At 66.5% G+C, this 12,159-nt stretch carries 10 protein-coding genes and 2 pseudogenes; 3 read left to right on the top strand and 9 right to left on the bottom strand.

Annotated elements, in window-relative coordinates:
* The 9 genes and pseudogenes from QH270_RS33180 to QH270_RS33140 all read right to left on the bottom strand — a co-directional run.
* Positions 1-316 (bottom strand): annotated as a pseudogene (locus QH270_RS33180) (hypothetical protein); the annotation flags it as partial.
* A gap of 140 nt (positions 317-456) precedes the next feature.
* Positions 457-1,113 (bottom strand): GNAT family N-acetyltransferase, encoded by a 657-nt coding sequence (locus QH270_RS33175; protein ID WP_054811690.1) that lies wholly within the window; start codon positions 1,111-1,113, stop codon positions 457-459.
* Between the two features lie 146 nt (positions 1,114-1,259).
* Positions 1,260-2,426, bottom strand: a pseudogene (locus QH270_RS33170) (IS3 family transposase).
* A gap of 1,255 nt (positions 2,427-3,681) precedes the next feature.
* Positions 3,682-4,092, bottom strand: a complete 411-nt coding sequence (locus QH270_RS33165) for an arsenate reductase ArsC (protein WP_054811692.1) — start codon at positions 4,090-4,092, stop codon at positions 3,682-3,684.
* Positions 4,093-4,107: 15 nt separating this feature from the next.
* Positions 4,108-4,776, bottom strand: a complete 669-nt coding sequence (locus QH270_RS33160) for an arsenate reductase ArsC (protein WP_054811693.1) — start codon at positions 4,774-4,776, stop codon at positions 4,108-4,110.
* Positions 4,773-5,207, bottom strand: coding sequence for a low molecular weight phosphatase family protein (locus QH270_RS33155; protein ID WP_082392786.1), 435 nt, complete (start codon positions 5,205-5,207; stop codon positions 4,773-4,775). The genes QH270_RS33160 and QH270_RS33155 overlap by 4 nt, the downstream gene beginning before the upstream one ends.
* The gene (arsB, locus tag QH270_RS33150; RefSeq protein WP_104897737.1) at positions 5,204-6,310 is read right to left on the bottom strand and encodes an ACR3 family arsenite efflux transporter; all 1,107 of its coding nucleotides are present in this window, start codon (positions 6,308-6,310) and stop codon (positions 5,204-5,206) included. Before arsB ends, QH270_RS33155 begins: the two co-directional genes overlap by 4 nt.
* Positions 6,307-6,684 (bottom strand): ArsR/SmtB family transcription factor, encoded by a 378-nt coding sequence (locus QH270_RS33145; RefSeq protein ID WP_104897738.1) that lies wholly within the window; start codon positions 6,682-6,684, stop codon positions 6,307-6,309. The genes arsB and QH270_RS33145 overlap by 4 nt, the downstream gene beginning before the upstream one ends.
* A 67-nt stretch (positions 6,685-6,751) precedes the next feature.
* Positions 6,752-7,591: a helix-turn-helix domain-containing GNAT family N-acetyltransferase gene (locus tag QH270_RS33140; protein ID WP_228791109.1), complete on the bottom strand. Its 840-nt coding sequence runs from the start codon at positions 7,589-7,591 to the stop codon at positions 6,752-6,754.
* A 101-nt stretch (positions 7,592-7,692) separates the two neighbouring features.
* On the opposite strand from QH270_RS33140, the gene QH270_RS33135 reads away from it, so the two are divergent.
* The 3 genes from QH270_RS33135 to QH270_RS33125 are packed head-to-tail and all read left to right on the top strand — an operon-like array spanning position 7,693 to position 11,360.
* Positions 7,693-9,063 carry an FAD-dependent oxidoreductase gene (locus QH270_RS33135; protein ID WP_067514639.1) on the top strand — a complete coding sequence of 457 codons (1,371 nt, stop codon included), beginning with the start codon at positions 7,693-7,695 and terminating at the stop codon, positions 9,061-9,063.
* Positions 9,064-9,072: 9 nt separating this feature from the next.
* Complete coding sequence (locus tag QH270_RS33130; protein WP_067514641.1) at positions 9,073-10,296, top strand: MFS transporter; 1,224 nt, start codon at positions 9,073-9,075, stop codon at positions 10,294-10,296.
* A complete protein-coding gene (locus QH270_RS33125) occupies positions 10,293-11,360 on the top strand; it encodes a flavin-containing monooxygenase (RefSeq protein ID WP_054811699.1) in 1,068 nt (355 codons plus the stop codon). The genes QH270_RS33130 and QH270_RS33125 overlap by 4 nt, the downstream gene beginning before the upstream one ends.
* Positions 11,361-12,159 lie beyond the last annotated feature (799 nt).

Below are 12,159 nucleotides of genomic sequence, written 5' to 3'. Positions count from 1 at the left end.
GGGTGTGATCGGCAGCGGTGCCCCTGCGGCCGCGTCGGCGCCCGCTCCCGCGCCTGCTCCCGCTCCGGAACCTGAGCCTGCCCCGGCTCCCGCTCCGGCCGCCGAAGCTCCCCAGCCCCCCCCCCGCCCCCCCCCCCCGCCCCGCCCCCCCCCCCCCACCCTTGGGGCGGCGTGCCCCCCCCCCCCCCCCCCCCGGGCCAAAAACCTCCACCGTCGTCATGACGGTCGTGTAGGCGATCTCTCGGTCACGAAGCAAGTCGCCGTACACCTGCCGGACCGTGATGGTGTCGTCGGCCGACCAGGCACGGTCCATCACAACCGCTCCCCAGTTCCCCGAAACGATGCCCCATCGCCGCTCTCCCGGCCCGACGTGCCGACGGCTCGCGGACCGGCAGCACGCAAGATGCACCTACTATGTCTCTACGTATTAGACGCCGAAAACTGGACTGCCCGGTCTCACAACTCGGCCGACGGATACCGCTCCCAAGACTGAGCGGAGACAGCCCAGAGATCGTGATCGCGGCGCCTACCACCGACGCTGAGATAGCTGACCATCGTGCCTTCACGCACCAACCCGATCCGGCGAACCAATCGACTCGAGTTGACATTGTCCACATCTATCGGCGCAGTGACGCGCGCGAGATCCAGTTCATCGAAGGCATACCCGACGATCAGACGCCCCGCCGCCGCACCGATGCCGCGCCCGGACAGTCGAGAGTCGACCCAGATACTGAGTTCGCCACGCTTGTCGTGAGGCTGTATCCACAGGTCGCATTGTCCCGCGAATCGGCCACCGACCTCGATGACCGTGCGCACGATACGGTCGGCCTTCGCCTCCGCTCTCGACCATAGCCACTCGTGAATCCACACCCGCTCGCGGTGGCGCGATTCCCAGCTCCGCTCGTCGGTCAGCCAGAACGGCTCGATCGCCGAACGGTCGGCGATTCGGATCGCGCGCCAGGTAGACGCGTCGGACAGTCGCGGAGGGCGCAGAATCACCGGCTCACCACTGGAGGTTCGGCCGACAAGAATGACACGACGCGGAGTGCGTAGCGAGGTGACCACGAGACGGAGTACACGCGATGCGCAATAGCGCGCCACCGCGACCACCATCACCAACGCCGGTCTACACCTCGACACGACGCTCCGACGAAGGCTGCCCGCGCGCACTCCCGTTTGAGCTGGCAACCCGTCGGAAGTTGCAGATGCGGGACGCCGATTCACGCGAACGGGGCTGCTGCAAGATCGGGTGACAGTGGTTAAGCAGCCTGTCGGGCTGCTGGGGACATGATGGTTTCGAATTCGATCGGGGTCAACCGGCCGAGCCGAGCTTGTCGGCGCCGACGGTGATAGGTGCGTTCGATCCAGGTGACGATGGCGATCCGGAGCTGATCGTGGGTTTCCCCAGCGCTGCCGGTCCAACACGTTGCGTTGCAGCAGGCTGAAGAAGCTTTCCATGGCGGCGTTGTCGCCGGCCGCGCCGACGCGCCCCATCGATCCGACCATACGGTGACGGTTGAGCGTGTGCACGAATCTCCTTGACCTGAACTGAGATCCGCGATCGGTGTGCAGAATGCAACCGGCCACATCACCTCGCCGGGCGACAGCATTGTTCACCGCGGTCACCGCCAGCCGGGACTTCATTCGTGAATCGATCGAATAGCCGATGATCCGGTTGGAGAACACGTCTTTGACCGCACACAAATACAGCTTGCCTTCACCGGTGCGATGTTCGGTGATGTCGCTGAGCCACAAACGATTTGGTGCGTCGCTGCGGAAGTTCCGCTGCACCAGATCATCGTGGACAGGCGGCCCTGGTTTGGCGTTCTTGCCGCGCCGGGACTTGCCGAACGCGCTCCACCACCGATTGCTCGAGCAGATCCGCCACGCGGTCCGCTCGGCCATCGTCTCACCGGCTTCGTGGGCCTCGTCGGCGAGAAACCGGTAGCCGAATTCGGGGTCGTCGCGGTGCGCATCGAACAACGCATTGGCTCGATACGCCTCGGCGACCTCGGCGGCGGTCACCGGATCGGCCAGCCACCGATAGTAGGGCTGGCGAGCGAGCTGCAGCACCCGGCACGTCACCGCCACGGGGATCCCGTCGGCGGCAAGCTCTTTCACGAGCGGGTAGAGCCTTTTCCCGGTATCTGAGCCTGGGACAAATAGGCAGCCGCGCGCCGCAGGACCTCGTTCTCCTGCTCCAGCAACCGGATCCGGCGGCGGGCATCACGCAATTCGGCGGACTCGCTGCGAGTGGTTCCCGGCTTGTTCCCGTCGTCGACGTCGGCTTGGCGCATCCACTTCGACAACGTCATCGGATGGACGCCGAAATCGGCCGCGATCTGGTCGAGGGTCACCCCGTCGTCGCGGTTGCGGGCGACCCTGACCACGTCGTCGCGGAACTCTTTCGGATACGGCTTGGGCACTGTGACATCCTCTCAGGCCCGCCTCCCGGCAAGCCATCTCGATTGTCACCTACACCTGCAGCAGCCCCGAACCTATCCCGGGTCACGCGTGACTGCATCTTCGTTGTGCCTCACCCGCAGGCACAACGTAGATGGGAGCGCGATAGGATAGGTCGCGGCCGGACAGCATCGCTAGATCGGGTAGGAATCCGCGATGACCAGGCGTTTTCCGGTTGCCCATGTTTTGTGTGTCCTGCCGGGGGCGCCAACCTGCGCATCATTTGCGCAGGTCAGGGCCGTTTGGACGAGATCGAGATGCTAGAGAGCGAGGAAAACCCCAGGTGACGGGTCGCAGGTTGGCGCCCTAGGGGGGTTAGCTGACAGCTAACGACACGCCGACGGAATCCGGCGACACGCCGGAGGTCCGATTTGTCAGACGGCAGCGTAGATCGGTGGCACAACATGAGAATGACCGAGAACACAGCGCCACCCGATCCGAACGCCTCCAACGAATCCCGACAGCGGCGTCCGCCACTCGAAGCGGTCTGCGAGATACTGATTGCCAAAGACCGAGACAGCGAGCAGTTAGCACGGCAGCAGGCTGAAGCTCTCCTCGACGTCCTGCGATGGCATGCCACACAACGCCCATCATCTCCGTAATCCGCTGGCCGACATCCGCATATTCGCTGCGCACCGACAAGCGAGATTCGGTTGAGATCTCGCTGAGCGGCCGCATACGAACCGAGTCAGTGTGACGAACGACTTGTCGGCCGACACTACGCTCGCCCGAATCACCTGACGTCAGCGTCATCGTCACGATGGGCCTGCGATTCCGTGGACATGCTTGTGTGCTGGGACTTCTCCGGTTCCGGGCCCACCGGCGGGGCCGCCAATTTCGCTACCCGGGCACCAACAGCCGATCACGTGGATACCGTTGTCTACGTGCGTGATCTGCTCGGTGGTTCGGCGACGGCGGTCGCGCTCGCGCTGGGCTGTTACGGTGCCGGATCGATGGTGGTGGCCTGACGCTCGTGCCCCTCACCCAAGAAACACGGCCTAGCGGCCAGCTACGCCTCGCACGGGCGCTGCTCCGTCTGCGCAGGTGAGTGCGCCTGCGATGTCGAAATAGCGTGGGCTGATCCGTCGAGCTCGCTGGCGCGCGTGATCGATGCGATCACTTCGTCGGCGGCCAGTTTGGTGTCGCCGTCAGTTCGAGCCTCGCGCCCTGGTTGTCGTGGCGCGAGGCTCGATTAGGTTGACCGTGTGCGGGGCTTTGTCAGGCGCGCGTCGGCAGCAGCTCGGCGACGAGGGCTTCGACGCGGGTCTTGATCTCGTCGCGGATCGGCCGCACGGACTCGACTCCCTTGCCTGCGGGGTCTTCCAGGACCCAGTCCCGGTAGCTGACGCCCGGGAAGGCCGGGCAGGTGTCGCCGCACCCCATTGTGATCACGACGTCGGAGGTTTCTACCGCGTCGTAGGTGAGGATCTTCGGGGTCTGGTCGGAGATGTCGATACCGAGTTCGGCCATCGCCTCCACTGCGGACGGGTTGATCGTCTCGGCAGGGGCGCTCCCGGCGGAGCGGACTTCGATCGAGTCGCCGGCGAGGTGGGTGAGGAATCCGGCGGCCATCTGGGAGCGTCCGGCGTTGTGGACGCAGACGAACAACACGCTGGGCTGGGTGCTCATGTGGGGCAATGCCTTTCAGTTGGCGGGGAGGTCGAGTTCGGTAAGCAGGAGCCGGACGCGGGTTTCGATCTCGTCCCGGATGGGTCGGATGGCGGTGATGTCGAGGTCGGCGGGGTCGTCGAGGTCCCATTCCTCGTAGCGGCGTCCGGGGTAGAACGGGCAGGCGTCGCCGCAGCCCATAGTGATGACGACGTCGGCGGCTTGGATGATTTCCTCGGTCCACGGTTTGGGGAACTCGGCGGTGATGTCGATGCCGACCTCGGCCATCGCGGCGATGGCGGCGGGGTTGATCTCGTCGCCGGGTTCGCTGCCGCCGGACCAGGCCACCGCGCGGTCACCGGCGAGGTGGGTGAAGAACCCGAGGGCCATTTGGGAGCGTCCGGCGTTGTGGGTGCACAGGAACAGCACTGTGGGAGTGCCGGTGTGGGCTTTGCCTTCGACGCGGGCCAGGGCGTGCAGGCGTTGGCGGGCGAAGCGTTCGGCCAGCAGCGGCAGGTAGTTGATGACGGTCGCGCGTCCGGCGAACTGGTCGTAGGAGGAGTGCAGGAACCGTTCGATGGTCTCGACGCCGAAGGTGCCGTCGAACTCGCGCTGCAGGTGCGTGGCGGCGGTTTTCAGGGCGAGCTGCTGATCGATGGTCAGGTCGTGGCGGGTGTGGGTGGGCGCGAGTGGGCTGTCGCTCATGATGTGGTCCGTTGCTCGGCGGGTGTGGTGAGTTCGGTGAGCAGGTTGTTGACGCGGGCGGCGATGTCGTCGCGGACCAAGCGCATACGTTCGATGCCGTCGATGCCGCGTTGGGAGGGCTCGTCGGTGTCCCAGTTGACGAGCCGCACCCCGTCGACCGGGTCGATGTGTGCTTCCCACCCGAGCGTGACGACCAGGTCAACCGAACGCAGTAGGTCCGGATCGACGGGTTTCGGGATCTCGGCGCTGATGTCGACACCGACTTCGCGCAGCGTTTCGGCGGAGAGTGCGTTGATGGTGGTGCCGGGTGCGGTCCCGGCGGAATGGATCTCGACGCGATCACCGGCGACGGCTCGCATCAGCCCGGCCGCCATTTGCGATTTGCCACCGTTCTTCACACAGACGAACAGCACGGACGGGGTGGTGCTCAACGCGGTGTCACCTCATCGGTTGTCGCGGCGCCGGTGCGCTGGGTTGGCTGGAATCGTTTCCGCAGGGCGAGGGACACATAGACCAGCGCCACGAGCACGGGGACCTCGATGAGCGGGCCGACGACTCCGGCCAGGGCTTGGCCGGAGGTGGCGCCGTAGGTGGCGATAGCGACGGCGATGGCGAGTTCGAAGTTGTTGCCCGCTGCGGTGAAGGCGAGGGTGGTGGTGCGTTCGTAGCCCAGGCCCAGGGCCGCGCCCATCGCGTAGCCGCCGCCCCACATGATCGCGAAGTAGGCCAACAGAGGGATCGCGATGCGGACCACGTCGAGCGGGTGGGAGGCGATCTGCTCACCTTGCAGGGCGAACAGGATCACGATGGTGAACAGCAACCCGTACAGCGCCCACGGCCCGATCTTGGGTAGGAAGCTGGATTCGTACCATTCGCGGCCCTTGGCGCGCTCACCGAAGCGGCGGGTGAGGAACCCGGCCAGCAGCGGGATGCCGAGAAAGATCAGCACCGATTTCGCGATCTGCCACGGTGAGGTGTCGATGGTGGTCTGTTCCAGGCCGAGCCAGCCCGGCAGGACCGAGAGGTAGAACCAGCCCAGGACGGCGAACATGATCACCTGGAACACCGAGTTCAACGCGACCAGCACGGCAGCGGCCTCACGGTCACCGCAGGCGAGGTCGTTCCAGATGATGACCATCGCGATGCAACGGGCCAGACCGACGATGATCAGTCCCGTCCGGTACTCGGGCAGAGCCGGCAACAACAGCCAGGCCAACGCGAACATCAGGGCCGGGCCGAGAATCCAGTTCAGCACCAGGGAGCTGATCAGGAGTTTGCGGTCGCCGGTGACGGTGTCGAGTCGGTCGTAGCGGACCTTCGCCAGGACCGGGTACATCATGATGAGCAGGCCGATCGCGATCGGTAGCGAGATGCCGTCGATCTCCACCGTCGAGAGGGCGTCGCCGAGACCGGGAATCATCCGGCCCAGCAACAGCCCGGCGACCATGGCGACGCCGATCCAGACCGGCAGGAACCGGTCGAGAGTAGACAGCTCGCCGACGACGGCGGGGTGCTCGGCGGTGGTCGTGCTCATGCGGTGACTCCCGTCGCGGTGCCGCTTTCGACGAGCAGAACTTCCGACAGTCGTTGCAGGGCTTCGGGGACGACCCGGTAGTACACCCAGGAGGCGCGGCGTTCACTGTCGAGCAGACCGGCTTCGCGCAGCACCTTGAGGTGATGGGAGATCGTGGGCTGGGTCAACTCGATCCCGGCCGACAGGTCGCACACGCAGGCTTCCTGGCCTTCACGGGAGGCGATGGTGCTCAGCAGGCGCAGCCGGACCGGATCCGACAGTGCTTTGAACACGCTCGCCAGCTCGACGGCGTGAGGCTCGGACAGGGGCTCACGCACCAGTGGCGCGGCGGAGCACGCCTGCACAGGCGTCACCACCAACTTCGACTTCGACATACGCCAATATTGACCGATATCAATACGGCGAGGCAAGCAAACAGCCGGTGAACGCCCGGGGCGAGCCCTACCTCATAGGCGAGCGGCGCTCGAGCAGGACGGTGTCGTGCCAGACCCCGTCGCGTTGGGCGATGCGTTCGCGCACACCGACGGTGCGGTACCCGGCGCTGTGGTGCAGGGCCAGCGAGGCGCGGTTGTCGGTGAAGATCGAGGTCTGCAACGTCCACAAGCCATCGTCGTCCGCGGCGAGGACCTGCTTGTGCAGCAGCGCCTTGCCCACGCCGCGTCCACGGTGGGAGTCGGCGACATAGACCGAGGTCTCGGCGACACCGACGTAGCAGTCGCGGCTCGACACCGGGGCGGCGGCGGTCCAGCCGACGACGCGGCCGTCGACCTCGGCGACCCATCGGTGGGCGGGCAACCAGTGCTTGTCGAGGTGGGCACGGGTGGGGACTTCGGTCTCGAAGGTGGCGATGCCGGTGGCGATACCCTCGCCGTAGATGCGCCGCACCTCAGCCCAATCCCTGGGCTCTAGGGCGCGGATGGTGACGTCGGCGGGCAGGTCGGCAGGGCAGCACGGACGCGGCGCGAGCAGGCCCATCACCGCGTCGGCAGCGTGCGGCAGTCCGGCGCAGCACGCTTCGTTGACGGTGACGATGGTCGCGGCACCTTCCTTGTGCAGGCGCACGAATCCCACGTCGGCAAGCTTGCGGACGTGATGGGAGGTCGTGGACTGACTCGTGCCCAGGATCTCGGTCAACGCGCCGACCGTGATGCCTTTCGGGGTCGTGGCCACCGCGTGCAGCAGCCGCACCCGCACCGGTTCGGCCAGGCAGGCGAACCACTCGGCGTAGGTGGCGGCTTCGCCGGTCGGCAGGACCTGAGCTTGAGGCAGAGCGATGGGCATGCGGCCAGTATATCGACGCAGATCGATGGTTGCATTCATCGATGCCAGTCGATACTCTCAGCCGTAGTTAATCGATCTGCATCGATGAAAGAAGGTTCGTCATGAACTCCCTGCCCGTCGTCGTCATCGGAGCTGGGCCGGCCGGTCTGGCTGCCGCTGCCGAGCTGTCCCGCCGTGAGCTGCCGTTCCTGCTGCTCGAACGCGGTGAGCACGCCGGTGCTGCTGTCGCGCAGTGGCATCACGTGCGGGTGTTCTCGCGTTGGGCCGAGCTGATCGCCCCCGCCGCACGCCCGCTGCTCGACGCTGCGGGCTGGTCCGAACCCGACCTCGAGGGCTACCCGACCGGCGCGGAGTGGGTCGAGCACTACCTGCGCCCGCTCGGCGAAGCCCTAGGCGATTCGGCCCGGTTCGACACCGAAGTGACCGGTGTCGCGCGCCGGGGCCGCGACCGGGTCGTGGACGCCGGACGCGACAGCGAACCGTTGACCGTGCACGTGCGTAGCGCCGACGGCCGCGAGGAACGAATCATCGCCCGCGCGGTTATCGACACCTCCGGCACCTGGACGACACCGAACCCGCTCGGCGGTGACGGGCTGCGCGCCATCGGCGAAGCCGCTGCGGCGCAACGTATTTCCTACCGTGTGCCCGACCTCACCGACCCTGATATCGCGGCCCGGCACGCAGGCCGTCACGTGGTCGTCGCCGGAAGTGGGCACTCTGCGCTCACCGCGTTGATCGTGCTCGCCGAACTGGCCGGCGAGCACCCGGGGACTCGCATCACGTGGCTGCTGCGTCGGGGCACGATCGGATCGACCTTCGGTGGCGGGCAAGCCGACGAACTGCCCGCTCGTGGCGCCCTCGGGTTGCGCGCTCAGGCTGCGGTCGAGGCCGGACACATCAACGTGGTCACCGGTTTCCGCACCGAGACCGTCGAACACGCCGACCAGGGCCAGCTCACGCTCATCCCCGCCGAAGGCGACCCTGTCACCGATGTCGATGAAGTGATCGTGCTGACCGGGTTCCGCCCGGACCTGTCCTGGCTCTCGGAAATCCGTCTCGACCTCGACGCCACGTTGCAGGCTCCGACGAAGCTGGCGCCGTTGATCGACCCGAACGCGCATTCCTGTGGCACGGTCTACCCGCACGAAGCCACCGAACTGTCCCACCCCGAACCCGGCGTGTTCCTGGCCGGGATGAAGAGCTACGGCCGCGCGCCGACGTTCTTGGCGATGACCGGATACGAGCAGGTCCGCTCCATCGTCGCCGCCCTCGCCGGAGACCACGAAGCCGCGCAACGAGTCGAACTCACCCTGCCCGACACCGGGGTCTGCGGCGGATCCGGCTTGTTCGACGCCCCCGCCGAAGAATCCACGGGCGGATGCTGTGGGGCCCCGACCGCAGTGCAGGAGCTGACCCTCAGCGTCCCGACCGCGATCCAGGAACTGCCCCTGACCTCCTCGCCTGCGCGCTGATCCACTGCGATGCAGGTTGTTTCGACACCGACGGCACCCGCCGCGACCGGGTTGCGGCGGGTGCTGGTGGTCTTGTGCGTCACCGAGATCACCAGCTGGGGAATCCTGTTCTACGCCTTCCCGGTCCTGCTGGGATCCATCGCCACCGACACCGGTTGGTCGGCGACCGCGTTGACCGGGGTGTTCTCGGCCGGACAACTTCTCACCGCGCTCACCGGAATACTCGTCGGCCGTCGCCTTGACCGCCACGGACCCCGCACGGTGATGACCGCAGGCTCGGCGCTCGCGGTCACGGCGCTGATCGTCGTGGCCACCGCGCAAACCCCGAGAGCGTTTCTCCTGGGCTGGGCGCTGGCCGGGATCTCGATGGGCGCGGTGCTCTATCCCCCGGCCTTCGCTGCGCTGACCCGCTGGTACGGGCCCGACCAGGTGAAAGCGCTGACCGTGCTGACCCTCGCAGGTGGGCTGGCCTCCACCGTCTTCGCACCCTTGACCGCAGCCCTGGCAACCAGGTTCGACTGGCGCGCAACCTATCTGATCCTCGCCGCGATCCTCGCGGTCGTGACGATCCCCGGCCACTGGTTCGGATTGCGATTGGCCTGGCCGACCCGACCCGAAGAAGGCACCGAACACGCCCACCTGGGCAACCCCGGCAGCATCGCGCGCAGCCGGGCATTCATCACCCTGGCGATCGCGTTGAGCGTCACCGGATTCGCGTCCTTCGCGGTCGTGGTCACCCTCGTGCCGTTGATGACCGAGCGCGGGATCTCCACCACCACCGCAGCACTCGCTCTCGGACTGGGCGGACTCGGGCAGGTCGTGAGCCGGATCGGCTACAGCGCCTTCGCCGACCGAACCAGTGTGCGCACCCGCACCGCAATCATCCTGATCGCGATCGCCGCCACCACCATGCTGCTCGGAATCTTCACCACCGCAGCAGCACTGACCGTCGCCGCGATCCTGTCAGGCATGGCACGCGGGGTGTTCACCCTGCTGCAAGCCACCGCGATCACCGATCGGTGGGGTTCGGCCCACTACGGGCAACTCACTGGGCTCGTCTCCGCACCGATGACCATCACCATCGCCTCAGCACCGTTCGTGGCCACGGCCCTGGCCGCGAACCTCGGCGGCTATCCCGCCACGTTCCTGATCCTGGGCACAGCCGCCGCCCTCGCCGCGGCACTGTCACTGACCACCATCCCGAAACACTCACCGAAAGAACAACACTCATGATCGACGCAATCGTCATCGGCGCAGGACAATCCGGACTCACCGCCGCACGCGCCCTCACCGACCACCACCTGACCCCAGTCGTGCTCGAGGCCGGGCCCGACCCCGTCGGATCCTGGTCGCACTACTACGACAGCCTCACCCTGTTCTCACCCGCCCAACACAGCACCATGCCCGGTCTGAACTTCCCCGCCGAGCCCCACCACTACCCGCATCGTGACGAGGTCGTCGACTACCTGCGCCGCTACGCGAAAACCCTCGACGCCGACATCCGCACCCACACCACCGTCACCACCGTCGAGCCCCACCCCGACCAAGGATTCGTCGTCCACACCGACGACGGCCAACAACTCCACACCGCCGGAATCGTCGCCGCCACCGGCTCCTTCGGTAACCCCTCTGTGCCCGAACTGCCCGGAGGAGACAAATTCCAAGGCACCGTCCTGCACGCCGCCGACTACCGGCGCCCCGAGCCCTACTCGGGTCAACGAGTCATCGTCGTCGGCGCGGGCAACTCCGCCGTGCAAATCGCCTACGAACTCACCGACCACGCCACCGTCACCCTCGCCACACACAACCCGATCAACTTCTTGCCCCAACACCGCGACGGACACGACATCCACCACTGGCTCGTCTCTACCGGATTCGACCAACTCCCACCCGAATGGCTCATCCGCTACGTCGGCGGCACCCTCGTCATGGACACCGGCGACTACCAACACGCCCTCACAACCGGGCGCATGGACCGCCGACCCATGTTCACCAGCTTCGACACCGACGCCATCGTCTGGGCTGACGGCACTCGCGAAGCGGTCGACACCGTGCTCTACGCCACCGGTTACCGCCCCAACCTCGGCTACCTCACCGAGCTCGGCGCCCTCGCTGACGGATACCCACTCCACAACGCCGGTATATCCACCACACACCCCGGCCTCGCCTACGTCGGGCTCGAGTTCCAGCGGACGTTCTCCTCCAACACGCTGCGCGGCGTCCACCGCGACGCCGAACACGTCACCACCGCGCTGGCCGCTCACATCAACCGGGCACCGGCGAAAGTCGGTCTGTAAGCCTCCCAGCGCTAGGCGTCCGGGTGTCGCCTACCAGCAACACCCGGGCTATAGTCGAACATGTGTGCGAATCCACGCGACCATACGTGAGGCTCGGTGTCTGGACAGAGCCCTCGCCGCGGTTCTGCCCCAACGGCCACCGCCTCGGCGCAGGACGAGCAGTCGTCGCCGCAATGCCGTGTCGGCGCGTCGGCGGCCACCACCGCGCACACACCTGCCTCGCCTGCGGCGCGACCACCTACAGTCCGCCCGCGCACACCGACTGCGAACACTGACCGCCTCACGCCAGAAGTTCTACTGACGGACGGTTCGGCACCACGGCGACCGGGCGCATCATGGCGACCAGGACGACAGACAGCCCGCAGGCGGCTCACGGGCAGCGCCGCTAAGGCTCCCTACTTGGCGGGCCAGACGCAGTTCCACTAACCGCACGGCGTGGTGATGGTCGAACATGGATTCGATCGAGCAGTGTGTGGCACTGGATAGCGTCGATGCAAACGTTCTTCGCAAGTGGGGTTCAGCTTGGCTTGACTTCACTCACGCCGACTCGGTTCTGCTAGCACGCCGCAGTATCCCAGCGACTGCTCCGAACCTCTTCTTGCGCCGAGTCCTGTGCGAGTCGGCAGTAGTCAGCTACCGCCGGGTCGGGCAAGGCCAACAGCGACGATAGACCGACCTCAGCGCGCTGTTTGCCGAGTGACGACTGAACTGTCCGGACAGAGCGGGCCCGATCGACACCGGAACCGTCCAGAGTCGATCGGCCCGCCGTGATTGCGGGAGCCGTCCTGCTGTCACATGG

It is taken from the genome of Nocardia neocaledoniensis (assembly GCF_029868625.1).
GTDB classification, from domain to species: Bacteria; Actinomycetota; Actinomycetes; order Mycobacteriales; family Mycobacteriaceae; genus Nocardia; species Nocardia neocaledoniensis_A.
This window is presented reverse-complemented; position numbering and strand designations above follow the sequence as displayed.

Bases quoted from the DNA above. Each gene is read 5' to 3' on its own strand.
- QH270_RS33175 (WP_054811690.1), bottom strand. From the start codon at position 1,113: ATGGTGGTCGCGGTGGCGCGCTATTGCGCATCGCGTGTACTCCGTCTC.
- QH270_RS33165 (WP_054811692.1), bottom strand. From the start codon at position 4,092: ATGAGCACCCAGCCCAGCGTGTTGTTCGTCTGCGTCCACAACGCCGGA.
- QH270_RS33160 (WP_054811693.1), bottom strand. From the start codon at position 4,776: ATGAGCGACAGCCCACTCGCGCCCACCCACACCCGCCACGACCTGACC.
- arsB (WP_104897737.1), bottom strand. From the start codon at position 6,310: ATGAGCACGACCACCGCCGAGCACCCCGCCGTCGTCGGCGAGCTGTCT.
- QH270_RS33145 (WP_104897738.1), bottom strand. From the start codon at position 6,684: ATGTCGAAGTCGAAGTTGGTGGTGACGCCTGTGCAGGCGTGCTCCGCC.
- QH270_RS33140 (WP_228791109.1), bottom strand. From the start codon at position 7,591: ATGCCCATCGCTCTGCCTCAAGCTCAGGTCCTGCCGACCGGCGAAGCC.
- QH270_RS33135 (WP_067514639.1), top strand. From the start codon at position 7,693: ATGAACTCCCTGCCCGTCGTCGTCATCGGAGCTGGGCCGGCCGGTCTG.
- QH270_RS33130 (WP_067514641.1), top strand. From the start codon at position 9,073: ATGCAGGTTGTTTCGACACCGACGGCACCCGCCGCGACCGGGTTGCGG.
- QH270_RS33125 (WP_054811699.1), top strand. From the start codon at position 10,293: ATGATCGACGCAATCGTCATCGGCGCAGGACAATCCGGACTCACCGCC.